The sequence below is a fragment of the Neobacillus sp. D3-1R genome (genome assembly GCF_052180215.1).
Taxonomy (GTDB): Bacteria; Bacillota; Bacilli; order Bacillales; family Cytobacillaceae; genus Pseudoneobacillus.
In genome coordinates, this window is sequence record NZ_CP197471.1 from 539,989 (window position 1) to 565,105 (window position 25,117).

18 protein-coding genes are annotated in these 25,117 nt (G+C 38.2%); 13 read left to right on the forward strand and 5 right to left on the reverse strand.

The features are described 5' to 3' along the window. Nucleotides 1-84 precede the first annotated feature (84 nt). From ACSBPO_RS02705 to ACSBPO_RS02725, 5 genes are read left to right on the forward strand one after another with little or no spacing between them, the layout of a single operon-like run. Nucleotides 85-1,242, forward strand: coding sequence for a homogentisate 1,2-dioxygenase (locus tag ACSBPO_RS02705; RefSeq protein WP_442598531.1), 1,158 nt, complete (start codon nucleotides 85-87; stop codon nucleotides 1,240-1,242). A gap of 54 nt (nucleotides 1,243-1,296) precedes the next feature. Next, complete coding sequence (locus ACSBPO_RS02710) at nucleotides 1,297-2,463, forward strand: ABC transporter substrate-binding protein (protein ID WP_442598533.1); 1,167 nt, start codon at nucleotides 1,297-1,299, stop codon at nucleotides 2,461-2,463. Between the two features lie 16 nt (nucleotides 2,464-2,479). Beyond that, nucleotides 2,480-3,349 carry a branched-chain amino acid ABC transporter permease gene (locus tag ACSBPO_RS02715; protein WP_442598535.1) on the forward strand — a complete coding sequence of 290 codons (870 nt, stop codon included), beginning with the start codon at nucleotides 2,480-2,482 and terminating at the stop codon, nucleotides 3,347-3,349. A gap of 15 nt (nucleotides 3,350-3,364) precedes the next feature. Next, a complete protein-coding gene (locus ACSBPO_RS02720; protein WP_442598537.1) occupies nucleotides 3,365-4,384 on the forward strand; it encodes a branched-chain amino acid ABC transporter permease in 1,020 nt (339 codons plus the stop codon). Continuing rightward, on the forward strand, nucleotides 4,385-5,926 hold the full coding sequence (locus tag ACSBPO_RS02725; protein WP_442598539.1) for an ATP-binding cassette domain-containing protein: 1,542 nt from the start codon (nucleotides 4,385-4,387) through the stop codon (nucleotides 5,924-5,926). A 230-nt stretch (nucleotides 5,927-6,156) separates the two neighbouring features. On the opposite strand, the gene ACSBPO_RS02730 is transcribed toward ACSBPO_RS02725, so the two are convergent. After that, nucleotides 6,157-7,797, reverse strand: coding sequence for a multicopper oxidase family protein (locus ACSBPO_RS02730; protein ID WP_442598541.1), 1,641 nt, complete (start codon nucleotides 7,795-7,797; stop codon nucleotides 6,157-6,159). Between the two features lie 270 nt (nucleotides 7,798-8,067). Here ACSBPO_RS02730 and ACSBPO_RS02735 point away from each other — a divergent pair, with 270 nt between their 5' ends. From ACSBPO_RS02735 to ACSBPO_RS02750, 4 genes are all read left to right on the forward strand, one after another. After that, on the forward strand, nucleotides 8,068-9,561 hold the full coding sequence (locus tag ACSBPO_RS02735) for an amidase (RefSeq protein WP_442598543.1): 1,494 nt from the start codon (nucleotides 8,068-8,070) through the stop codon (nucleotides 9,559-9,561). Between the two features lie 460 nt (nucleotides 9,562-10,021). Then, nucleotides 10,022-11,233, forward strand: coding sequence for an NAD(P)/FAD-dependent oxidoreductase (locus tag ACSBPO_RS02740; protein WP_442598545.1), 1,212 nt, complete (start codon nucleotides 10,022-10,024; stop codon nucleotides 11,231-11,233). A 294-nt stretch (nucleotides 11,234-11,527) separates the two neighbouring features. Further along, nucleotides 11,528-13,723: a S8 family serine peptidase gene (locus tag ACSBPO_RS02745; RefSeq protein WP_442598547.1), complete on the forward strand. Its 2,196-nt coding sequence runs from the start codon at nucleotides 11,528-11,530 to the stop codon at nucleotides 13,721-13,723. A 310-nt stretch (nucleotides 13,724-14,033) separates the two neighbouring features. Continuing rightward, nucleotides 14,034-15,116: a helix-turn-helix domain-containing protein gene (locus tag ACSBPO_RS02750; protein ID WP_442598549.1), complete on the forward strand. Its 1,083-nt coding sequence runs from the start codon at nucleotides 14,034-14,036 to the stop codon at nucleotides 15,114-15,116. A 79-nt stretch (nucleotides 15,117-15,195) separates the two neighbouring features. Here the strand turns inward: ACSBPO_RS02750 and ACSBPO_RS02755 are convergent, their stop codons facing one another. The 3 genes from ACSBPO_RS02755 to ACSBPO_RS02765 all read right to left on the reverse strand — a co-directional run bounded on the left by ACSBPO_RS02755 (nucleotide 15,196) and on the right by ACSBPO_RS02765 (nucleotide 17,577). Then, on the reverse strand, nucleotides 15,196-16,128 hold the full coding sequence (locus ACSBPO_RS02755; protein WP_442598551.1) for an HD-GYP domain-containing protein: 933 nt from the start codon (nucleotides 16,126-16,128) through the stop codon (nucleotides 15,196-15,198). A gap of 251 nt (nucleotides 16,129-16,379) precedes the next feature. Then, the gene (locus ACSBPO_RS02760) at nucleotides 16,380-16,667 is read right to left on the reverse strand and encodes a hypothetical protein (RefSeq protein WP_442598553.1); all 288 of its coding nucleotides are present in this window, start codon (nucleotides 16,665-16,667) and stop codon (nucleotides 16,380-16,382) included. Between the two features lie 13 nt (nucleotides 16,668-16,680). Beyond that, entirely contained in the window at nucleotides 16,681-17,577 is an 897-nt protein-coding gene (locus ACSBPO_RS02765) for an HD domain-containing phosphohydrolase (RefSeq protein ID WP_442598555.1), read from the reverse strand. 310 nt (nucleotides 17,578-17,887) lie between these two features. On the opposite strand from ACSBPO_RS02765, the gene ACSBPO_RS02770 reads away from it, so the two are divergent. Together ACSBPO_RS02770 and ACSBPO_RS02775 are read left to right on the forward strand one after the other, a co-directional pair. Then, entirely contained in the window at nucleotides 17,888-19,228 is a 1,341-nt protein-coding gene (locus tag ACSBPO_RS02770; RefSeq protein ID WP_442598557.1) for a hypothetical protein, read from the forward strand. Nucleotides 19,229-19,636: 408 nt separating this feature from the next. Further along, a complete protein-coding gene (locus ACSBPO_RS02775) occupies nucleotides 19,637-20,554 on the forward strand; it encodes a YncE family protein (RefSeq protein WP_442598559.1) in 918 nt (305 codons plus the stop codon). A 181-nt stretch (nucleotides 20,555-20,735) separates the two neighbouring features. Here the strand turns inward: ACSBPO_RS02775 and ACSBPO_RS02780 are convergent, their stop codons facing one another. After that, a complete protein-coding gene (locus ACSBPO_RS02780; protein WP_442598561.1) occupies nucleotides 20,736-21,731 on the reverse strand; it encodes a DoxX family membrane protein in 996 nt (331 codons plus the stop codon). Between the two features lie 381 nt (nucleotides 21,732-22,112). Between ACSBPO_RS02780 and ACSBPO_RS02785 the strand changes: the two genes are divergently transcribed. Further along, nucleotides 22,113-23,855 carry a methyl-accepting chemotaxis protein gene (locus ACSBPO_RS02785; RefSeq protein ID WP_442598563.1) on the forward strand — a complete coding sequence of 581 codons (1,743 nt, stop codon included), beginning with the start codon at nucleotides 22,113-22,115 and terminating at the stop codon, nucleotides 23,853-23,855. Between the two features lie 195 nt (nucleotides 23,856-24,050). Continuing rightward, complete coding sequence (locus tag ACSBPO_RS02790; RefSeq protein WP_442598564.1) at nucleotides 24,051-25,022, forward strand: DUF2268 domain-containing putative Zn-dependent protease; 972 nt, start codon at nucleotides 24,051-24,053, stop codon at nucleotides 25,020-25,022. Nucleotides 25,023-25,117: the final 95 nt, after the last annotated feature.

Consider the following 25,117-nt stretch of genomic DNA (forward strand, 5'->3'; position numbering starts at 1 on the left):
AACTATGTCAAACGTTCAATCCATAAAGGAATGAACGTAATACGATAAAAATGAAAACGGAAAAACGATAAGGAGGAAGCAACCATGCCTTTCTACAAAAGGTTAGGGGAAATCCCGCGTAAAAGACACACAGTTTTTAAGAAGGAAGACGGTTCTCTTTATAGGGAACAAGTAATGGGAACGAAAGGGTTTTCTGGACTTCAGTCGATTTTATACCATCATAATCCACCAACGGCGATGGTGGAGTCAACATTATTAGGAAAAGTGGAACTCAATTATGAGGAGCAGGCGGCTCTTATTCCACGCCATTTTTACACAAGTAAATTAACGAAGAAAAACGATCCTGTCGCAGGAAGAGAATATATTCTTGGCAACGAGGATTTAACGATTGGGATTGTCCAACCGACGGAGGCAATGGATTATTTTTACCGAAATAGTGATGGGGATGAAGTTTTATTTGTTCATTATGGAAGCGGAAAAGTGGAGACGATTTTCGGAACGCTTCCTTATCGACCTGGTGACTACATTGTCATTCCGGTTGGAACGATTTACAAAGTTACTCCAGATCCAGGTGAATCCAAGTTCCTGGTGATCGAAACAACCAGCTGGATCACAACACCAAAAAGATATCGCAATCACTTTGGGCAGCTATTGGAGCATAGTCCGTTTTGTGAAAGAGATTTCCATGGTCCGGAAACACTAGATACTCATATCGAAAGTGGCGAGTTTGAGGTTCGGACGAAATCACGCGGCCATATGCATTCGCATGTTTATGGGCACCATCCATTAGATGTCGTTGGTTGGGACGGTTATCTGTTCCCATATACCTTCAATGTCGAGGATTTTGAACCAATAACCGGACGTATTCATCAGCCACCACCAGTCCATCAGACCTTTGAAGGAAATAACTTTGTCATTTGTTCGTTTGTACCGCGTCTATATGACTATCATCCAGATGCCATCCCGGCCCCTTACTATCATAGTAATATTGATAGCGATGAGGTTCTCTATTATGTGGAAGGAAATTTCATGAGTCGAAAAGGGGTAGAGCTTGGTTCCATTACCCTGCATCCATCAGGAATTCCACATGGTCCACATCCTGGAAAAATTGAGGCAAGTATAGGCAAGAAAGAAACACTCGAGCTTGCCGTAATGATCGATACATTCAGACCGTTAAAAGTCTTAAAAAATGCCCATGACATCGAAGACAAAGACTACAAATACAGTTGGATAACTAAATAATGTAAAAAATTAAATTAGAGACATTACTTTTAAAAAAAAGATGGGGGAGTCAAAATGAAAAAATGGTTTACGCTATTTCTTAGCATTCTATTAATCTTTAGTCTTGCAGCTTGTAACACGAAGACTAGCTCCAAAGAAGGAACGATTAAGATAGGTGTCAATTTAGAGTTATCTGGACCTGCAGCAGTATGGGGTGTTCCACAAAAAGATGCCATCCAAATGCTAGTGGATCAAATCAATGATGATGGCGGTATTGATGGTAAAAAGATTGAGCTTGTTGTATATGACAATGAATCAAGCGAAACGCAATCTCTAGTCGTGACGAAAAAGCTAGTCGAGCAAGATAAGGTAGTAGCTGTTATTGGGGGAGGAACAACACCAACAACGATGCCTCTACTTCCTTATATTGAAAAAAGTAAAGTACCACTTGTATCGATAGGGTCAGGGGATGCGATCTCTTCGCCAGCTGAGGAAAGACACTGGGTGTTTAAAACTCCTGTAGACAATGAAGATATTTCTACTAGTATCGTAGAGTTATTGAAAAAAGAAAATAAAAAGAACATTGCTTTCATGGCTTTGAATAATGCGTATGGTGATAGCGGATTAAAGACGTTTGAAGGAGTAGCGAAAGCAAACGGCATTAATATTGTAGCCGTTGAAAAGTTTGGAATGGGCGATAAAGATATGAAGCCGCAGTTAACGAAAATTAAAGGCTTAAATCCAGACGCGATCATTGTCTGGTCGATTCCACCAGCTGCATCGATCGTGAACCGTAACTATTGGGAGCTAAAAATGGATAATATGCTGATATATCCAGCAGGTGCAGGCTCGAATGCATTTGTTGAATTAGCAGGAAAAGAAGCAGCTGAAGGAACATATGTATCTGCCGGTAAGGTTTGGGTTTCTGATCAAATCGGAGACGGCGATGTTCAAAAGGAAATTATTACAAAATACGTAAAAGACTTTGAAGCAAAAACAAAACAAGGTGCAAGTCCAATTGATGGTATGGCATACGATGCAATGCTGTTAATCTCCAAAGCGATTGAAAAATCTGGAGATAAGGTCACAAGAGATTCGATTCGCGACAATCTTGAGAAGTTAGAAAATGTAGTAGGCGTAACAGGCGTTTTTAACTTAAGTGAAAAGGATCACCAAGGGTTAAGTTCAGCAGATGCTCTTATGGTTCAAGTCAAGAATGGCGATTGGGTCATTCCGGAATAGAAAGGATTGAAGCAGTTTGGAAATTGTACAATTATTACTATCCGGTTTAGCAGTTGGTGGAATTTATGCCTTAATCGCAGTAGGGTTTGTGACCATTTATAACGTAAACGGTGTTATCAACTTTGCTCAAGGTGAATTTGTCATGGTGGGGGGAATCTCGGCGGCCGCAATGGTCTCCGGAGGTGCCCCCCTTTGGGTAGCGGCTGTAGCTGCGGTCATCACAGCTACGATTGTTGGGGCGCTGGTGCAAAGACTAGCGCTTCAGCCAGCCCGATTTAACAGTGAGGTTGTCCTCATTATTATCACGATTGGGGTATCCACTGTGTTACGTGGTCTTGCGTTACTTATTTTTGGAAGCTCTCCAAAGGTCCTACCGCCATTTTTAGCAGGAGAGCCAGTCAGTTTCTTAAGTGCAGCGATACCACGTCAAGATTTCTTTATCATTGGCATTACCTTCATTACAATGCTGGTACTGTATATCTTTTTTGAAAAAACAATGTTAGGTTCTGCATTAAGAGCCAGTATGATGAATCGTGAGGTAAGCCGTTTAATGGGGATTTCACCTAAATGGATGGGCTTGCTTTCTTTTATGATTGGTGCTTGTTTAGCCGGTATTGTAGGGGTAGCGGTCACTCCGATTTCTCTAGCAACCTATGATATGGGATTGATGATTGGGTTAAAAGGATTTGTCGCCGCTGTACTGGGTGGACTGATCAGTGTTCCGGGTGCGGTAATCGGGGGAATCATTTTGGGCGTGATCGAATCATTAGGGGCAGGATTAATTTCATCTGGCTATAAAGATGCGATTGCCTTTTTCATTTTATTATTAGTGCTTGTCTTCATGCCACAAGGCATTATTCGAACGAAGAGCGGAAAACGGGTATAAGGAGGGAGGATCTATATGGAAAAAACAATCATCAGCAATGAATCATCGATTACCGTAAAACCCCTTTCGAAAAGAAATATATTCCTGATTCCTTTTTTACTTATACTGTTGGTTGCCTTTCCTTATTTGGCAGGTACCTATATAACAGGTGTATTTGTTTTAATAGGTATTTATTTTATTTCTACGATTGGGATTTCCTTGTTAATGGGCCATGCAGGTCTTGTTTCCTTGGCGCAAGCCGCCTTTTGGGGAATCGGTGCTTACGGTTCAGGAATCATAGCAATCAAACTTTCCCTTTCTCCATTTTTAACGATTCCGATTGGAATGGTCTTAGCAGGGGGAATTGCTTATTTAATCGGGTACTTAACAAGAAATCTTCAAGGTCATTATTTTTCTTTAGCAACCCTTGGTTTTGGGATCGTAATTAATATTATTTTAATCGAAGAGTCCGAGCTAACTGGCGGTCCATCCGGATTAATCGGGGTTCCATCCTTTGAAATAGGATCGTTTTCGGTTGCATCCGATATGACTTGGTTCTATATGATTGCTCTTATTGCTGTTATCGTATTTCTTTTAACAAAAAACCTTTTAAAATCTTCTTGGGGTAGAAATTTACGTTCCATCCAGGATAGTCCTATTGCCTCTCAATCGATGGGCATCAACATCGGCAAATATAAATTATCTGCGTTTGTGGTCAGTGCGGTGTTTGCGGGATTAAGCGGAGGATTATATGCGTCATATATGAGTTTTATCAGCCCAGCGATTTTCAGCTTTGAGATGTCGATCAAATTTGTGGTGATGGCCGTGCTTGGCGGATTAGCGAGTATGTACGGTCCATTAATTGGGGTCGTTGTGGTGACTCTCCTTGTCGAAGTACTTCGTGAGGTAGTCCCATTTATCTTTGGTGAAAGTGCTGGTGGCGCGGTCGAAGTTATCTTCTTTGGGCTTTTATTGGTCATCATGATGATTTATATGCCAAAAGGAATCATGGGCATTTTTGAAAAAATCAGTCAGCGGTTCAGGAGGGAGTCATAGATGGGTGCAACATTGCTTGAATTCAATCGAGTGACAAAGAGATTTGGCGGTGTTATTGCCGTAAATGAAAACACCTTCGATATTAAAGAAGGGGAAATCGTCTCTCTTATCGGTCCGAATGGCGCTGGCAAAACCTCAACATTTAATTGTATTACGGGAATGTATTCACCTGATGAAGGTGAAGTGAAATTTAATGGTGAAAAAATCAATGCTTTAAAACCAAACGAAATTGCAGAACTGGGCATTGCCCGCACCTTCCAGAACCTGCAAATTTTTGACAATATGACGTTATTGGAAAATGTCATGGTGTCGGTAAAGGATACAAGGAGAACGAATATTATTAGCTCTATGCTCAGGCTTCCACATTTGAAACATAAGGAAGAACGGGCAACCGAATTAGGAATGAAAAATCTAAGACTCATCGGTTTGGAGGATAAGGCGCTCACGCTAGCAGGAGATTTATCTTTTGGTGAACAGCGTCTGCTTGAAATCGCTCGGGCTATTGCGCTTGAACCAAAGCTACTTTTACTAGATGAACCGATGTCGGGTTTAAGTGTGGAAGAGCGGAGAACGATGATTTCCTTGATTAAGAAGTTAAAGCAGCAGGGCTTAACGATATTCTTAATTGAACATGATTTATCCACCGTTATGGAAATTTCGGATCGCCTGATTGTTCTTGATTTTGGCAGTAAAATTGCCGAAGGAACGCCAGCTGAAATTCAGGAAAATGAAAAGGTAATTGAGGCTTACCTTGGTCGAGATATGGAAAAGTCCTATAAAGAAAGAGTAGTTTCAAGTGACGCGAAGCTTATTTTAAAAATAAACGATTTACATGTTTACCGTGAAAGCATTCATGCTTTAAAAGGAATTAACCTTGAAATTAAAGAAGGTCAATTAAGCACGATTATTGGTGCCAATGGGGCTGGGAAAACAACTTTGTTAAATACAATTGCCGGCTTACTGCAGCCAAGGTCAGGACAAGTATTTTTAGAGAGTCAGGACATTACGGGTTCACCAGCAGAAAAGCTTGCCTATGTTGGAGTGAATTTGGTCCCTGAACGAAGAGGGATGTTCGCAGAGCTAACAGTAGAAGAAAGCCTGCGCCTCGGTGCTTACAATCGTTATCGCGGTTATGGTGCTTCTAAAACAGTCCGAGATGGAATCGACGAAGATATGGAAAAAATGTATCAGCTCTTCCCGCGATTAAAGGAGAGAAGAAAGCAATTATCGGGAACCCTGAGTGGCGGAGAACAGCAGATGCTAGCCATTGCGAGGGGACTGATGGCACGTCCTAAAGTCTTAATGCTCGACGAACCTTCACTAGGTTTGGCCCCGTTAATCGTCGAGGAAATCTTCGAAACACTGTTCAAATTGAAACAAACAGATACGACTATCATTCTAGTAGAGCAAAACGCGAAAGCTGCTTTACAAATAGCAGATTGGGGCTATCTGTTGGAAAATGGGAAGATAAAGGTCGAAGGTAAGCCAAGCGAGCTTGCTAACAATCCGTTAATTCATGAAACTTATTTGAGTATTCATTAAAGCTCTTTTCAAAACTTTGTTGCTTTTGTAACTAAAAAAGAAGAGAGATTTCACTATATAGGGCGATAAAATTCTTTTAAAAATCAAGAAAAGAGCTGCTCACTTATTAAGAAAAGCTTAGAACCAATCTATACGTAAACAGCTTTCATCAAAACAACACCCCGTTACAATCCGTAACGGGGTGTTTACTGCTTATTGGTAAAGAGAGCTATATTTAGTGGATTACTCAATCAGTCTTCACAGTCGAAGCATTGTTTAAAGGTATCATCCGGGCACTGTGAGGAACTTAGTTTACCTTTGGATTCATTTTCAAGGACTTCATAAGGGCGCATCATTTCATGATCTTCATGTTCGAGAATATGACAGTGCCAAGGATAAATTCCTGTAAATGGACCGAAGCGGGCAATAATTCTAGTAACTTCTCCTGGGTTTGCACGTACCGTATCCTTCCATCCCATTTCATTCGGGTCAGGTGGACGCATTTTTCCAATAGAGCGGTTAAGTCTCGTTGGATTTCCTTTGAAGGTTGCACGGCCTAAAATTTGAAATTGGACTAAATGTAAATGAATCGGATGGGTGTCAGGGGTTGTATTGTATAAATCCCAAATTTCAATCGTACCATTATAGGGGGTCTCCGTTATCGGAAGTTGATCCCAGTCCATATTATTTAATAGGAGCTTTAATCGACCGAATTCATCGGTACTTTCAACCAGGACATTTTTACGACGTGTAATAGCATCAGCAGGATTTAGGTGTTCCAAACAACTTAAACGATTAGGAACTTCACTTCGGTCACGACCAGCGAGTTTTAGATTGACGCGGAATTGTAGAATCTGACTTAGGTCTTCATTAGGAACATCACCATCTGGGAAGGGGGCAGGTGCATCATTGGTAAGGATGATGTTTTGTCCTATATGTTTGGAAAAATCAATAATAAGGTCTGCACGTTCAGCAGGAGCCAGAATGAGCTGTGAAATTAGTACCGGATGCTCTAATAATCCTCCATCTGTTCCTATTTGAATAAAATTCTGGCCAGAGCTGAGACGCATACGGTAAAAACGAGAGTTGGAACCATTAACAACACGGAAGCGATATTTTCTTGGCTCGACTTCCAGATAAGGCCACACTTTTCCGTTAACCAAGATGGTATTGCCAAAAAACTCTGGAACAACAGATGGATTGGGTAGTTTCTTATTAATCTGAGGAGGCGGCTGAGGTGCTGGAGGTGGCTCGTGGCCAGGCTGAGTTGGATAGAAGAGATCACCATTCGGATAAAAGGAACGGTCTTGAATCACTAATGGAATTTCGTAGTTTCCACTAGGAAGATTCAAGCTCTTCTCATGTTCATCACGTAATAGGTACAAACCAGCTAACCCAGAATATACATTTAGACGAGTAATACCAACTGCATGGTCATGGTACCACAGGGTTGCAGGTCGTTGACAATTGGGGTAATAATAAACGTCATGCTCAAATTTTGGTCCAACATTTTCAAAGTTCCGAGTAAACCATGCCTCTGGATATCCGTCATTTTCAGGTCTAACACGTCCACCATGTAAATGAACAACCGTTCTAACAGATGGTTGATCAGGTTCTGCTCCATGAATCGTTCGATCGACAGGAAGGATATGTTCAAAAGGTAATTTGTTTTTCCATTTCACATAAATAGGTTGATTTCGTGTAGTCTCAAATGTTGGTCCAGGATACATTCCGTTATATCCCCAAACGGTTGTTGGCGGCAAATCACGATGCAATTTTTGCTTAACATGTTTCATGGTTACTTCATAATAAGGAATGCCGTCGGGTGTCGTGTCTATATTTTTCAGTACAGTCGGGATAGGTAAAGAGTCTACAAACTTCTTTAAATTCATAATCTACCTCCTTATTGTTTCATAAGTGACTTGTATTACATAATATGACTATGTTAGATAAGCGTATGGTTAGATATCTAAAAATCAAAAAACTTGCTCGGCATTTGATTTATAGTGAAGGCAGAAGTAAATATAATCTGAAATAGCTTCTTGAAAAAATATAGTTTCCCTATAGGTTCCGGATATTTTTATACTTGTTAGAAGAATATCATAGAGGAAATTTTCATATTTTTATAGAAGAAAATTACTAGAATGAAAGTGGGTGATAGCATGTTGGGGTTTCACTATAAAGAATATGACGGTTTGGGCTTAGCAGAATTAGTTAAGAAAAAAGAGGTTCACCCAAAAGAATTAGTGGAGGAAGCCATTCGATTAACCAACTCCCTCAACCCAAAATTAAATGCAGTGATTTACCGGATGTACGAAGAAGCCAGAAAGCTTGCAGAGACTGACCTTTCCGGAACGTTTGCAGGGGTTCCAATGTTTTTAAAGGATATCTCACAAGAGATGGAGGGACAACCTATCACCTCGGGATCCAAGGCGCTTCAAGGTTTTAAATCAAAAGTTGATTCGGAATATGTAAAAAGGTTACGTGAGGCAGGGGTTATTTTTCTAGGTCGGACGAATGTCCCAGAATTCGCTTTAGTGGCAATTACCGAACCTGACCATTACGGTGCAACCAGAAATCCGTGGAATTTAAACGTGACGCCAGGCGGCTCAAGCGGTGGATCGGCAGCTGCTGTGGCCTCTGGAATTGTTCCCATTGCGGGCGCTAATGATGGGGGCGGTTCGATACGAATTCCCGCTGCTTATTGTGGTTTGTTCGGACTTAAACCAACAAGGGGCAGAACACCGGTTGGGCCTCATTATGGCAGAGCATGGCAAGGGGCTTCCGTTGAGCATGTATTATCAAGGTCGGTAAGAGATAGTGCAGCGATGTTAGATGAACTATATAAGTATGATAAAGCGGCTGCTTACTATGCTCCATCTTTTCAAGGAAGCTATCTTCAGGCTTCACGTACACCAATTGGTAAAAAATTAAGGATTGCTCTTTCCGTTTCCTCGCCCATTGGCACAGAAGTTCACCCCGAATGTAAAAAGGCTGTGCTAAAGGTAGCTAGATTATTAGAATCAATGGGACACGTAGTGGAGGAAGTAGATGCACCTGTAGATGGACATAAAATCGCCAAGAGCTATTTAATGATGTACTTTGCGGAAACGGCAGCATTATTAACTTCTTTGGAAGAAACACTTGGTAAAAAGGTTACCTTCGAAGATGTCGAACCTACCACATGGCTATTAGGACTGTTAGGAAAAGCAACAACAGCCGAAGAATTTGCCCTAAGCATTAGAGAGTGGGACAAGGCAGCCTATCAAATGGAAACGTTCCATGAAACATATGATTTTTATTTAACTCCAACAACGGCGTTTCCTCCTGCAAAAATCGGAGAATTAGAGCCATCGTCTTCAGAAAAATTTTTAATTAGCACAGTAGGAAAATTAGGACTTGGTGGACTATTAAAAAAGGCTGGTATTGTCGATCAAATTGCCCAAAAAAACCTATCACGAACTCCATTTACCCAGCTAGCTAATTTAACCGGACAACCAGCCATGTCTCTTCCCCTTCATTTAACAGCGGATGGGTTGCCGGTAGGTGTACAAGTTATTGCTGCAAAAGGGCGGGAGGATCTACTGTTCCAATTAGCGGGGGAACTGGAACAGGCGGAGGATTGGATCGATGTGAGAAAGTATCCGATGGTTTAGGTAGAATAGAAGACGGTCAAAACAAGCCTATTTTCCTGATACAAACATTAGATTCAAAAGAGTTGATATCAACGTAACATCCTCTAATGGTGATATTCGCATTCCATATCTAATGTAATTGACTACAACCGTTAATGAGAAAGGGAGATTGTTTTGTGGCAATCTCTTTTTTATTTTTTTGAAAAGCCACACTTAGGGAAAATAACAGAACCATAGTCCGAGAATCTTCAAAAAAACATTTCCTTAAATTAAGGGAACGTGAACCGCCTAAATTGAATGTTTACGGCTTAATTAGCCACGACTTTGCAAAATGATTTACACTAGTGCCAGTTCAACAAAGATATTTAACAAATCCTTATGTATTATATAGCGTTTGACTATTATTTTTTCAGTAATGGAAATATTATTTATAAATTGGAGATATTAGTAAAATGAGTTGAATCTTTAGGAGTGGCATAAAATGGACTTACATAGTGGAAGGTTTTATTGGCAAACAACATATCCTAATTCAACAAGGTATCAAGAGTTGGATGAAGATATAAAGTGCGATGTTCTTATTATTGGTGCTGGAAGTTCAGGTGCGCAATGTGCGTATTTACTAAGTGAGCAAGACCTAGACGTCGTGGTCGTCGACAAACGAAGAATAGGGGCAGGAAGTACATGTGTAAACACAGCTCTTCTTCAATATTTAGGAGATAAAATGCTTTTTGAACTAGTGAATACATTTGGTGAAGAAGCAGCTATTCAACATACGAAGCTATGCGAAGAAGCAATAAAGGATATAGAAAAGACTTCTCTTAAAATGGATATTGACCCCGAATTCTTTTGGAGAGATAGTCTTTATTATGCTAGTGATAAAGAAGGTGTTGAGAATCTCCGAAAAGAGTATGCCTTCCTTCAAAAACATCAATTTAAAGTAGATCTACTTTCAGAAAATCAAATAAGTGAACGCTATCCTTTTAAAAAGCAATCCGCACTTTATTTGTATAATGACGGCGAAATTAATCCTTATAAATATAATCATGGATTACTACAATTAGCCCATAAAAATGGAGTGCGAATTTTTGAAAATACGAAAATAAGTGAAAAGTCTTTTACAAATGAAAATACCACATTTTTTACTGAAAACGGTCATAGGATCAAATCTCGTTATGTGATTATTGCAGCAGGCTATGAAGGATTAGAGTTTAAACAAGAGAAAAACAGTGTGGTGACTAGTTCGTATGCAGTTATAACCAATCAAGTTGAAAGCTTTAATGACTGGCATAAGCGAACTCTTATTTGGGAAACGGCTCGACCGTATATTTATATGCGAACCACAAAAGATAACCGAATTATCATCGGAGGATTAGATGATAATACATCTTTTCCTGAAGAACGTGATTCTAAAATTATACATAAAAAAGATAAATTGATTGAGGAATTTAATAAGCTTTTTCCGAGAATAGAGGTTTATCCAGAGTATTATTTAGGTGCATTTTATGGCGGAACACATGATGGACTTCCAATGATTGGTGAATACGAAGAATTTCCAAACTGTTACTTCCTATTTGCTTATGGAGACAATGGCTTAGTTTATAGTAGTGTATTGGCGAAAATAATAAAAGAGGTTATCACAAAAGAGGTAAGTCCTACAAGGGGACTGTATCATCAAGAGCGTTTAAGTGTGTAGACAGATGGACGTTTACGTCACTGGTAAATGAAATGAATATAGCCAACTTGTCCTTTTGAAGCAGTGTATTCAACATTTGTAAGTTTGGAAGACTTCAAAAGAATTTCTTTCTCACATTAAAGCAGTGGGGGTCTGACCCCCACTGCTTTAATGTGAGAAAGAACTAAATGTTTTTGTATGAATACTACTAAAACAAGCTTATTTTCCTAGATGCAAACACTACTTTAGTAGTGTTATTTTTTTTGGACACGAACAATAGATATGAACTGATACATATATGAAGGAGGAATGTGGATGAAATTAGTTAGGAAATTTAGAAACCTGTTAGGGATCTCATTAACTCTACTTTTACTATTTGCAGCAGCGATACCAACACAAGGGATTGTTAAAAATGATGATCGGCAGCTGTCAACAGTGGATCAAAGTACGGATCCGGAATATGCATTTGTTCAGTTTGGTGATGCACCGATCGCATCCTATGATGGAAATATTAAAGGCTACGAATCTACAAAGCCAGCAAAAGGGGAAAAAGTTAAATTAAACTCCCCGGCAGCAAATAAATATGGAAAAAGACTTGAATCTCAACGTGAAAATTATAAGAAATGGTTGGCGAAACAGCTTCCACAAGTGGAAGTCGTAACGGAATATGCGGTAACTTATAATGGAATCGGCCTTAAGTTAAACGGTGCTACTTTAGAAGAAATCAGCCGTGGACCAGGTGTTGTGAATAAAGGGTACAGTGCGACCTATCATAAGGCGATGAGCACAAGTACTGGGTTGATTAATGCAGCTCCAGTTTGGACAGCACTTGGAGGTCAGGCGAATGCGGGTGCAGGAATAAAGGTGGGTGTCATTGATTCTGGTATTGATTTTAAACATCCATTCCTTCAACCAAATGATGGAATGCAAGCACCGGAAGGATTTCCAAAAGGGGATACACGTTTTACTAGTGAAAAGGTAATTGTAGCAAAAGTATTCCATCAGGAGCCGTGGCAGACTGCTGAAGCGGTGGAAAGCCATGGTACACATGTATCGGGAACCATTGCTGGGAAGTCTGGCACAATGCCACCTCTTGGCAACAAACCACTTAGCGGAGTCGCACCTGGTGCATATCTAGGAAACTATAACGTTTTCCCAGGACAAGTGGAAGATGCTAAGAGTTTATTTATAGCTAAAGCTGTTGAAGAGGCTGTTAAAGATGGAATGGATGTACTAAACCTAAGCTTAGGTGGAACGCCTCACAAAGGTGCTGATTTACTTGATATGACGGTAAATGCAGCTGTGGATGCAGGTGTAGTAGTGGCCATTTCAGCGGGTAACGAGGGGCCAGGAAACTATACCGTTGGATCACCGGGAACAGCGGAAAAGGTAATTACAGTAGCGGCAACGACTAATAGTCGTTCATTTGCAATGTTTTTAGATTCAGAAGCATTTGATGGTGGAAAAACGGTTGCGACTACTGGTTCTGGTGGAGGAACCGTAACGGAAAAAATAAAAGGTGAATATGCACTATGGTCAGATGTTGCGGGTGGAGATAAGCTAGCTTGTACTCCAGTAAGTGGCACACCGTTAGAAGGAAAACTGGCAGTTATCCAACGCGGTGCATGTACATTTACTGAAAAAATTAACAATGCAGCTGCTGCAGGAGCAGAAGCTGTTATTATCTATCAACTTGATGGTGTGGATGAACCAATTCCAATGTCTTCAGATGGAGCTTCGATTCCAGCTGTTATGATTGGGAATTCAGCTGGGCAGACATTAGTTCACTGGACAGGTGATCGTACAGTTACAGTTGACCCTAATTTATCAGAAGTTGCCGCCGTTCCCAACCTACTAGCTAACTTTAGTTCATGGGGACCAACACCAAACTACACATTGAAACCGGATGTTGCGGCTCCTGGTGTTAATATTTACTCATCCGTTGTTGGCGGCGACTATGAGCTTTATCAAGGAACTTCAATGGCTTCACCACATGTAGCAGGTGCAGCGGCAACATTATTAGCTGTTCATCCTGATTGGAGTCCAGCGGAAGTGAAAGCAGCATTAATGGGAACAGCGCATGATGTGGCTGGAAGTGTGTTACCTGATACAGATGAAAAAGACCCTCTTAAAGTAGGGGCGGGCTTAATTGATTTAGGTCGTGCAATGAATACGCCAGCAATGGCATTCCCATCCTCTTTAAGTTTTGGTCTTGTGCGTCCAGTTGGAAATCAGACTTATCAGATGAGCTTTACTCTAGAGAATCCAACTAATGAAGAAGATGCAATAACTTACAACTTAAGTGCTGATGAAAATTTAGAATTAAGTGCTGATTCTGTCACTCTGGCTGGAAATCAAAGCGCACAAATTACAGTTAATGTTGTGAATAGAGGAGTTGCCTCTGGCGGACAACAAGGAACTCCTGAATTCAAAAGCGGATATATTAATGTAACATCTAGCGCTGGTGACATCCGTATCCCATATCTATATGTAATTGACTACAATCGATAAAAAGTAGGGGAGGTTGCTTAAACGCAATCTCTCTTTTTGATTTGGATTTATTTGTAAAAAGTGTGACAAAGTCGGAAACATCTTCATTTTAGACGGATATTTCATTAAAAAAGTCGGATAAGTCTGTGACAAAGTCGGAAACACGGCTCACAAAGTCGGATAACTTGGTAAAGCGGTTGTTGTTTTTCTACTGACAGTTGAAAAAGTGCAATTTTAATCATTCAACTACCGGTTGATAGGCTGTTCTGGTTCGCTATGCTAAGATTATCGTAACAGTGCGCACTGGATATTTTGCCTAGGGGGAGTTTGAATGCTCGATACACGTAAAATTGGAGCGTATATCTCGAAGCTTCGTAAAGAGAAGGATATGACGCAAATAGAACTTGCTGAACAACTGAATGTCAGTCATCAAGCTGTGTCTAAATGGGAAAGAGGGGACTCGCTTCCGGATATTGCTACCCTTCCTATGATCGCTAAATTTTTCGGAATTTCGATTGATGAATTAATGAGTGCTGGGGAAAATCAGAGTGTCTCAAAAGTTGGTAAATTAGTAGAAGAAATTTCTGAAAATCGGACAGAGCAAGTTGCGGCTATGATTAATAATGGAGAAGTCAATATGGAGGACCTAACGGAAGTTGCTCCTCTCATTAAGGCAAGTACACTAAATAAGGTTTCGGAAAACTTAAATGTCAAAAACATCAATTTTGAATTCATAACTAGGCTTGCTCCATTTCTAGGTACAGAATCCTTATCAGAGCTTGTACGACATGCAACAGAAAACGAAGTGAACTGGGATGTTATCTCAAAAATCGCTCCGTTTCTTAATCAAGAACTATTAATGGAGTTAGTAGAAAAACCTGCTACATTAGAAGTACATCAGCTAATGGGTCTTGCTCCTTTTTTAAAAAAGGAAAGCTTAGATAAACTAGTTCTAAGATTGGAAGATGGTCAAATGGGGTGGGAACAGGTTCGAGCACTGGCTCCTTTTTTGAGTAGGCAATCTATGACTCGTATCGTAGACTGGGTGGTGGATGGAAGTGTCGATGCCGAACAGATTGTAAGTCTTGCACCATTTCTGGAAGAAGACCAATTAGAGAAACTAGTTCATCAAGCAAAGGAAGGTACTATAAGTTGGAAAAAAGTTGAAAAACTGGCTCCGTTTTTAAGTGGTGAAACGCTTCATTTGCTTGTCAATCAAGTGATAGAGGGTAATTTAGATGCAAGCAGAATCGTAAAGCTTGCTCCATTTTTAAGTAAAGAAAACATAGAAGATCTAATCCAAAATGTAGATGTAGAAAATTTGAACTCAGATATTCTTGCAAGTCTTGCCCCCTTTATTGGAAAAGAGACTTTAAGCAAACTGGTTACAGCATTATTAACGCAGGTTAAATAGACAACTAGTGGCTAACTCAAAAAAATGCCTTCTCAACCTATAAAAAGATTTGAGATGGCATTTTTTTGATAGTGAATATCTAATTAGCAATCTTCTGTTCTTTATCTTTCCAAACGGTTGCATCATTTTCGTACAGACTGAGAAACACATCGGTAATTTTCGGATCAAAATGTGTTCCTCTGTTATTTCTTATTTCTTCAAGAGTACTATCTAAATCCATTTCATCCCTGTATACCCGCTTAGAGATCATCGCATCAAACGTATCTGCGATGGCTACAATTCTCGCAACTAAAGGAATTTCTTCCCCCTTTAATCCAAGTGGATAGCCTTTACCGTCATATCTTTCATGATGATATAAAACAATGTCTAAAATTCCAGTGCCGTTAAAATCTGAAACATGTTTTATAATTTCATGCCCTATGGATGAATGCAGTTTGATTTTTGTATATTCATCATTTGTTAATTTAGAAGGCTTCAGTAGAATGTTTTCGGGAACTCCAATTTTCCCGATGTCATGAAGCAAAGCCCCTTTATAAATGACGTCACATAATGAATCAGATAGATTCATTTTTTTAGCTATTTCTAGAGAATATTGTGCTACGTTGTTAGAATGATGCATCGTGTAAGGATCTCTAGAATCTAGAGCATTCGATAAAGCTGAGATTAACTCTAGTTTGGACCTTTTAATTTTTTTATTACGTTTAATGAGTCCAGAAGAAATCACTACGACTAAAAAATAGGTTAACAAAAGAATAATGAAAGTGAGCATCGTTGTTTGATAGGGATCTAGTAAAAATCTTGTCAAGGCAACTAAAGTTGTCGCGACAAATAAAAATAGGGTAGACTGGTCGTAAAAACCGATTCCTAAAAAGATGTTTGCTAGAATATAAAAAACAAATAGATGTTGTTGCTCAAAATAATCCCAATACATGATATTGATAATTAAGATAATAACAAACCAATAACGAAAATAAGTTGGACGGTTTAGCCACTCATCAATTTTATTTATCATAAAGTCACCTAATATATAGTTAGTTAAAAGTCTCGTAGAGGACCTAAGAATTGGAAATTCAAATAAATATTTCAGCAGAGTATATTGTAAACTATCTAAATATATAGGATAAAGGTCGCGTAATAATGTGACTTATATCACATTAAAAATAATCTTTTCTTGCTTTTTTTGATATATTCACAAAAATGACAATGTCTTACAAAAAAGCCAATAAAAAAAGACCTAATCTCTTAGGTCCTTTTTGGTGTTTATTAATACATAGCGCGGATTGGATCAACACCAAGTAATTGGTTGCCGTCTACTTCCACCCAAAGATAATAATGGTCAACATCTAATCCTGTAGTGTCCCCTAATAAATCATGGATAGCTTCTTGAGTTTTAAACGTTAAGCTGCCAGTATTTAATGGCGAATAAAGGCCAAGTCCAGTATTAACCGAAATAGTTTGGTCGGATTTCTGTAAATATTCAGCCCCAGCAACACCAACGAAAACGGTTTGTAGCATAGCAACAATGGCAATAGCTAGTAAAAATCTTTTCATAATCACACCTCCTTTAATGGATTTGATCTTTAATAGAGAAGAATGCGTCTACCACTAATGGATGAAACATCGTCCCTTTATTTTTCATAATCTCATTTAGAGCTATGTCCTTTTCCATTCCTTTTCGGTAAACCCGATCAGAGGTCATAGCGTCAAAAGCGTCTACAACGGTAATAATCGCAGCTTCAATTCGAATTTCTTCTCCTTTAAGCTGATTTGGATATCCTTTTCCATCAAACCGCTCATGATGTTGTTCCACAATTTCTCCAGCTTTCACTAAGTCAACAATTTCAGTTGCAGTTAAAGTTTCTCGTCCCCAAGTCGTGTGCTGTTTCATGATTTCGTATTCATCATCAGTAAGTCCAGCCGGTTTATTTAGAATTTCATTCGGGACTTTAATTTTTCCAATGTCATGGAGAAATGCAGCTAAATTTAATATGTACAGTTCGTCAGGGGATAGCCCCATTACTTCACCAACCATCATGGATAGTTCTTTAATTCGATTGCAATGATCTGCTGTATATCCATCTTTTTGCTCGACGGAAACGGCCAAGTCCATCATGTTTCGAACGGAATTACTATACGCATGAAATTGTGGTTGAGAGGTGACATAGAGAAGCTGGACCTCTGTTTTTGCAATAAAAATTACATGTTCCTGTATCGGGCTGGCAAAAAAGGAATCACCTTGCTCTAAAAGTACTTCACCTTTTGGAGATTGATAGATTAATTGACCAGATAGAATGTACATATGCTCCATGGCGGTCCATCCTTCTTCAGGAATCATAGCTAAACGGGCACCAGGGTGTAATTTATGATGAATGACCTCGGTACCATCCCCTGAAGCTAATAAAGAAAGTTCCATATTTGTCATATTAACTTTTTCGATTGCGTTTTTCTTAAAGATGTTCATTTCTTCCTCCTAAAGTTAATAATAGAACATTTCCACTATGTGCATAGGACTAAGTTTATTACTTATATTTATATAACGTATTTTATAGGGAGTAAATACCTATTTAGGTGAAATATCACTATTTTTTTAATACTTTAGGAGGTATGTTCTATATATGTTAAATTTTGGTGAAATAATTTTTAGGAGGAGTATGATAGGTTTGAAAAAATAGACTTTAGTAGTGTTTTAAAAAGTAATTTTACTAGTACCGACAAACCCCCTATTTATTCGACGTAGTTTTTAGTAACCAATACATAGGGGGAAAAAAATCATGATGAAAAACAAGAATTTGACTGGTTTTGTCGTAAAAGGTGTTTCAGCATTAGCGCTTACTTTTTCAGTAGGAGCAGGAAGTGCATTTGCAGATGACCAAGTGACTGGTTCATCTACGGCAACAGAAGAAGTATCAAACGTCGAAGCACCAACAACAGACGTTATTTCACAAGACGGTACTCAAACAACGGAAACAACGGAAGAAACAGATGTAACTACTCAAGATACAACGGTTGTACAAGCTCCACAAGAAGACATGGAGGAACCATCATTAATCCCTGGTGACTTCTTTTATTTTGTAAAAATGATGATTGAAAAGGTTCGTCTAGCCGTAACGACGGACGACTATAAAGAGGCACAGCTATTAGCTAAGTATGCTGCTGAGCGTATTGCAGAAGCAAATGCGTTACTTGCAAAAGGAGATAAAGAAGAAGCAGAAAAAGTTCTTCAAGAAGCTATCGCAACTCAAGAACTTGCTGCAGAAAAGTTACCAGAATCTGAAGTTTCTGTAACAGATGATTCAGCAGAAGGAACGACAGTAGATACTACAGAAGAAGATAAAGAAGTTGTTGGCGAAGAAACAGAAGTAACAAATGAAACAGACGTTGCAGAAGAAGATAAAGCAACAGATGAAACAGAAGTAGCAGAGGAAGCTGAAGCAACAGATGAAGCAGTAGTTGCGGAAGAAGACAAGGCAGAAGAAACAGTGGTGACAGAAGACACTGAAGCAACAGAAGTTGAAAGCAAGTTAGCCCATAATATTGATGCACTGCTAGTAGTTTTAGCAAAAATTGAGAATCCTAAAGCTCAAAAAGCAATCATGAAAAACATTCAAAAATCATTCCAAAAGTTAGATAAAAAGTATAAAAAGCTTGAAGAAGCAGAAGCAAAATTTGAAAAGAAGATGAGTGAAATGGAAGCTGAATTAGCTAGCGGTGAAATATCAGCTGAAGAAGCAGCAGCTAAAAAGACTCATCTTGAAGCAGAATTAAGTGAGAAGGAAGAGAAAGCGGAACAAGAAGAAACAAAAGAGGTTGAGAAAATCAATAAAGAAGTAGCTAAGAAAACGGCTAAAGCTATGGAAGAACAAAAGAAAAAGGAACAAGAAGCTGTAAAGAAAGCGGAAGAAAAGAAACGCGAAGAAGCTAAAAAGGCAGAAGAAAAGAAGCGCAAAGAAGCAAAAAAAGCCGAAGAAAAGAAACGTGAAGAAGCTAAGAAGGCTGAAAAGAAACACCGTGAAGAATTAAAGAAGCATAAAGATAAGCATCACCATGATGGCGACAAAGATCGTGAAGATCACGATAAAGATGAAGACCATGATGATCAAGATAGAGACTAATCTATAGATTAATAGGGTGTCAGATACTGCGTTGGTGCAGTTTCTGACACCCTTTTTTTATAGTTATTTAAGGAGTAGTATGGATGTTAAATTTATAGGACACACATTCCGTTATTCCCCTAAAATAAGGCGTTTTTTCTACTTTAAAGGACTCAGGTTCCGTTATTCACTTTATTTCATAGGCAAAGGGCCACTTTTAGTGAAATAGCGGAACCATAGTCCTTTAATTCTTTAAAAACAAACATTTTTGTCATATAACGGAACGTGTGTCCGATAAACCCTACTACTCTAGCCATTTGTGCCAATTTAACAGAGATAATTAACATAGCCTTTTATAAAAAGGATTCTATTTCTATTCTCGAAATAATTGTGTTAAAATTCAGATATCAATAGTAGGGAGGAAAGAAGATGGCAGAGCATCTAATTGTCTTAAATAAAGATGAAGATACGATATCAATCGTTAACTTAGAAACAAATGAGATTGAAAGAACAATAGAAACGGATCATAACCCGCATGAAGTCATTATTACTCCTGATGGTAAAAAAACGTATGTGGCTTGTTCGTTAGGGAATAAGCTTGATGTGATTGACAACGATACATATGAAATTGTGAAAAGACTGGAGCATCCGGATTTTAATTTTCCGCATGGCCTTGGCTTAACAAAGGATGGTAAGAAGCTTTATTTAGCCTCCACTTACAGTGAAAAGGTGTTTATTATTAATACTGAAACGGATGAAATTGAAAAAGTCATTCCAACTTTTCAAAAGTGGTCCCATATGATTTCTTTTTCACCAGATGGAAAAACCGTTTATGTTCCAAATATCGGTAGTCATAATATCACAGTAATTGACGTGGAAACAGAGGAAATCGTGAATCACTTTCCAGTAGGACCTGGTCCTGAGGGAGTAGCTGTTCATCCAAATGGAGAGCTACTGTATGTTGCGAACCAAGACGATGATACGTTGTTTGTGATGGATATCAATTCGTACAAGGTTCTGCATAAACGTCGTGTCGGAAAAGTTCCGGTCCGTCTTGTTTTTTCACCAGATGGAAAGTATGCCCTAATAGCGAACCGTGATTCTAGTGATGTTTCCGTTATCTTAACGGAACAAAAAATAAACGACCAGGTACGTCCTTGGGAAATCAAACGAATTCCGGTAGGCAGCTGGGCTGGCGGCATTGTTTTTAATACAGAAGGCACTTTTGCATTTGTAGCAAACAATAAAACAAATGATATTTCCGTAATTAACATGACTACCTTAAAGGAAGAATCTCGCATTGATGTGGGAATTCATCCAGATGGAATCGCTTATTTAAAGCGGTAGATGGATTAAGGATACAAAGTATAAAAAAGAGTTAGCGAGGATTCAATTTTGAATTCTCGCTTTTTTGTAAATCATATGAGTTAATTTCGGATTCCTTATCATGACGAAATTTCCTTGATGTGAAAATGCTATTCAATAATCTCTTCTAGAGAGTCCTTCCAAGTAGTTCCATTCTAAGCCTTTATGCAAATCGATAATAGATCAGTAAAAATGTACTTAGCACAAATAAAAAGTTTAGGAAAACAAAGATCATTTGGTCCAAGCGGGTCTTATGCATAGTAATGGGTGGATGATAAAAGGATATTCCTTCGATTATAAAAATGATTAAAACAATATGAATCATTCCATGACCTACTACTTCTGTGTAGCCAAATATGGTCGTTGTTAGGATAAATAAAATGGTGACGACTACGGCCAATAGCCGGTTAAGAATACCAACGACTAACAAGTAACCAACGACAAATTCAATAAACGCGGAGAGAACAACAAATAGTTCAGGTGCAAAACCAAAAGTAGGGACATGATGGCGGTGGATAATATCTGTTGTCATAATAGGATAGACCCATTTTTCCACAGCAACCCAGCATAAACTTAAACCTGTTCCAAGGTAAAGAAAAGGGAACCCTGCTGTCTCCAATCTCGTTTTTCCAACCAATAAAACACCGATAATAGCCAGGTAAAATCCATAATCCAGCATATGAAACCAACCTGAATAACTCCATATATGAATATATAAACCAAGCATGATGATGGAAGCTATTTTTGTTGCAAAATGATGGGGAATGAACAGTAAAACAATAATGATCCACATGAGAACGGTTTGCCAAGTATGATGGATAGAGAACTCAGGTGCAAACATCGTTCCTTTGAGCACTTGTAAAATAAATGCAACCGCTGTACCGTATTTAAGAATGTAACGAGAGTATTTCCGATACCCATCTAACTTCATATCGATGCGGGAGACACCGGGAATTTTCATTAGCTGTGGTATGAATTGGGATAATAATGCTAAAAAAAGCGCAATGAGTAAGGATAACACTATAAATTCAGTTGAAAGGATTTCTTCAATAGGAACCTTTTCCGGCTCCTTCTCCGTAAACCATTTTACATGCGCATTTACCATAATGGGAGATAAACCAATTAGTAAAAGTAAAAGAATAAAACCCCTTTTTTTCAATGGATATAGCCCTCCTTTTTTAAAAATGTATAAAAGGTAGTATTCCTTTAAAATAGTAATTTATGTTAGATGTTAGAGAGGCATTAACTTTCGAGGCATTGGTAATCGACTATTAGAATCTATGAATATTGCCTTGAAGAATAGAGGACTAAGTGAAACTTTAAAGCAAATATGACCTTAGCGAGGATTCATTCATCTAGGAATTCTCGCTTTTTTTTGTGCTGATAAACAGGAAATATTGAAATTTGAAATACACGATTTTGAAACAGTTGTTATTAATTTGAAGTAATTGCAAACATTTACCAGCGCTTAATACCTTCATCTTTAAATGGATAAGGTCGATACATAATCATATAAAGATTATGAAGGTTGGGGAGAAAAATGAAGTTGAAAATTGGTCATAAGTTAATATCGATGATGTTAATCGTATTAATAGTACCGAATATTATTATTGGAACAGTTGCTTACTTTATCTCAAAAGATCAAATGGACAGATTAGGCAAAACCACTTTACAAAATGGTGTCGAAATGGCTATCCAATTAATCGATTCAACTAATAAACAAGTTGAAAATGGAGAGCTCTCTTTAGAAGATGCACAAGAAAGAGTAAAAGAATACTTAATCGGTAAGATGAATGCAGATGGAAAACGTACCATTTCAAATCCCGTTGATTTAGGGGAATATGGATATTTTGTGGTATATGATAAAGATGGCCTTGAAGTGGCTCATCCATCCATAGAAGGTAAAAATGTATGGGAAACGAAAGATGTAGATGGCAAATTACTCGTTCAAGAGCAAATAAAAGTAGCAAAAAATGGTGGTGGTTTTGTCGAGTATAGCTGGGCATTGCCAAATGATGATAAGGCAATTGAAAAGAAGATTTCCTATAATAAAATCGATCCAAATTGGGGTTGGGTCATTTCGGCTGGAACCTATAAAATGGACTTTAATAAAGGGGCCAATCAAGTTCTCTTAGCTCTAGTTATTACCTTATTTCTCTCCGTCATCATCGGTGGATTCCTTTCGTACTATTTTGCAAAAAGAATGTCAAAGCCAATCACAGCCATTACGAATCATGCGGCAGAAGTGGCAAATGGAAACTTATCAGTAAAAGTTAATACTACAGATCGCTCAGATGAAATTGGGGAACTAGTCAATAGTTTCAGTTTAATGGTCGTGAATTTAAAAGCATTAATTAGCAAGGTGAATAATTCTGTTCATAGTATTACAAGCACCTCTCAAAATCTAAGTGCTGTTGCAGAAGAAACGACCGCTTCTAGTGAAGAGATTGGGAAGGCCATAAGTGAAATTTCTAAAGGGGCTGTTCAACAAGCTAGTGATGCCGATGATACATTTAATGCCACTATTGAATTAGCAAGTCAAATTCAAGAAATGTCAGATAAAACCGAATTAATGAGCGCTGCTTCTAAACAAGTAGTAGCATCTAATCAATTTGGATTGACAAGCGTAAGCACGCTTAAAGTAAAATCCAATGATACGGAAACTTCCGTATCACAAACTAAAGAAGTAATGGAAACACTTACTGAAAAAGTAAAAGAGATAGAATTAATAATCAAGACAATCAATTCCATTTCAGAGCAAACCAACCTTCTAGCGTTAAATGCTTCCATTGAAGCTGCTCGTGCTGGTGAACATGGTAAAGGTTTTGCGGTGGTTGCAAGTGAAGTGAGAAAGCTGGCGGAAGAAACTTCTCTAGCAACTGATAAAGTTCGCCAAACCTTATCAGGTATAATGGAAGTAACAGATATTGCGAATAAGGAAATGGATAAAACGAAACTTTTAGCAAAGGAACAGCTTGATGCTGTGGTGCTAACAGAAGAGTCGTTTAATCAGATTGCAGGTTCTGTAAGTGGAATCCAATCAATCATTGAAGATGTCAACGAAAACATTCAATTACTTGTTACTTCTAAAGATAATGTTTCAAAGGCAGTTGAAAGCATCGCCGCAGTAAGTGAAGAATCGGCGGCTTCTACTGAACAAGTTACTTCTAGTATCGAAGAACAATTAAATGCAATTGTCGTTGTTTCAGATTCAGCGCAAGAGTTAAACGATTTAATCAATGATTTAAAAGTCGAAATTGAAAAGTTTAAATTAGATTCATAACAACAAGTAGAACAAATACCGTAACTAGGGGCTTTACTTCAGGGAGAAGTAAAGCCTTTTCCATGTGTTTTTACTTTAGAGATAGATGCTTAATACATCTAAATAAATAGTTACTTATACCTAAAATATGGTAAAATTTATGTAGATTTAATAGTTTGAAATTATCATAAATGCTTCTTTAAATGGGGGATTTTGTTGAAATACTTTCTAAAAATAGGTACAACATTTATTCTAATCTATTTACTTCTTTCACTGACTTCCTGTACGCAAACAGAAAAAACGAAGAAAAGCCTCTCCGAATCAAATGAAAAACAAATATATGAAAATATTGTTTCTTCTTTTGAACACCCTCAAACAAAACAAAAATACAAAATAGTCAATGCCTATAAGTTTTTTCCTAACTATATAGCTAAGGTCAAAGATAAACCTAGTCATTCTAAAATGGACATTTATAAAGAAGAGGTAATTAAACCTATTTACAATGATTGCTTCCAAAATGGAGAATACCTTCATATGGCCGATTCCATCCTAAATGTAGCTCCGGAACGTTTAACTGAAATGGAGATATTAACCGAAAAAATGGAGAGTAAAGAAACCGATAAAATAATCAGAGAAGCTCTCATAAAATCCTCAAACCTTCTATCTTCAGAAAAAGAAACAACAGTTTGTGTTTTTCCTTCCACAAATGTAAACGCAGCAATGGTAACAGTTGGAGCGGGGAAAATTATTGTCCTTTATAATAGATACTACACCGATGATGCAATAAGAGCAGGTTTAGCCCATGAATACCATCACAGTGTCTGGACTGAAAAATATTTGAATAAAAATAGTTCCGTTTCTGTATTAGATAATCTTATATTTGAAGGAAAAGCAGTCATGTATGAAAAGGTAGTATATCCCGAAATAGATTTTACTCCAGTTGATTTAACCTACAACAAAGATAACTGGTCAAAAGTTGAACCAGATCTTGAAAAGTATGACTTGATGCGGTCATTAGAAATTATTAGGGGTGGAAAAGACCTTCCAAGGTTTTATGGTTATAGTGAAGGATATAAAATGGTCAAATCGTATCTCGAGTTACACCCGAATGAAACGCCGGAGGAATGGACCGCCCTAAGTTCAAAAGATATTTTTGAAAAGGGACAATACCTTGAAAACTATAAATAACCATTTTTTGATGGCTATTATTGTTAGTACTTGAATTTAAACTCAAATTCCAAACAAGCCTATTTTTACTATTCTGCTATGTAGGACAGATTTTT

Coding starts and splice junctions, on each gene's coding strand:
- ACSBPO_RS02785 (WP_442598563.1), top strand. CDS start 22,113: ATGAAGTTGAAAATTGGTCATAAGTTAATATCGATGATGTTAATCGTA.
- ACSBPO_RS02725 (WP_442598539.1), top strand. CDS start 4,385: ATGGGTGCAACATTGCTTGAATTCAATCGAGTGACAAAGAGATTTGGC.
- ACSBPO_RS02770 (WP_442598557.1), top strand. CDS start 17,888: ATGATGAAAAACAAGAATTTGACTGGTTTTGTCGTAAAAGGTGTTTCA.
- ACSBPO_RS02730 (WP_442598541.1), bottom strand. CDS start 7,797: ATGAATTTAAAGAAGTTTGTAGACTCTTTACCTATCCCGACTGTACTG.
- ACSBPO_RS02760 (WP_442598553.1), bottom strand. CDS start 16,667: ATGAAAAGATTTTTACTAGCTATTGCCATTGTTGCTATGCTACAAACC.
- ACSBPO_RS02765 (WP_442598555.1), bottom strand. CDS start 17,577: ATGAACATCTTTAAGAAAAACGCAATCGAAAAAGTTAATATGACAAAT.
- ACSBPO_RS02705 (WP_442598531.1), top strand. CDS start 85: ATGCCTTTCTACAAAAGGTTAGGGGAAATCCCGCGTAAAAGACACACA.
- ACSBPO_RS02750 (WP_442598549.1), top strand. CDS start 14,034: ATGCTCGATACACGTAAAATTGGAGCGTATATCTCGAAGCTTCGTAAA.
- ACSBPO_RS02720 (WP_442598537.1), top strand. CDS start 3,365: ATGGAAAAAACAATCATCAGCAATGAATCATCGATTACCGTAAAACCC.
- ACSBPO_RS02735 (WP_442598543.1), top strand. CDS start 8,068: ATGTTGGGGTTTCACTATAAAGAATATGACGGTTTGGGCTTAGCAGAA.
- ACSBPO_RS02710 (WP_442598533.1), top strand. CDS start 1,297: ATGAAAAAATGGTTTACGCTATTTCTTAGCATTCTATTAATCTTTAGT.
- ACSBPO_RS02740 (WP_442598545.1), top strand. CDS start 10,022: ATGGACTTACATAGTGGAAGGTTTTATTGGCAAACAACATATCCTAAT.
- ACSBPO_RS02755 (WP_442598551.1), bottom strand. CDS start 16,128: ATGATAAATAAAATTGATGAGTGGCTAAACCGTCCAACTTATTTTCGT.
- ACSBPO_RS02775 (WP_442598559.1), top strand. CDS start 19,637: ATGGCAGAGCATCTAATTGTCTTAAATAAAGATGAAGATACGATATCA.
- ACSBPO_RS02745 (WP_442598547.1), top strand. CDS start 11,528: ATGAAATTAGTTAGGAAATTTAGAAACCTGTTAGGGATCTCATTAACT.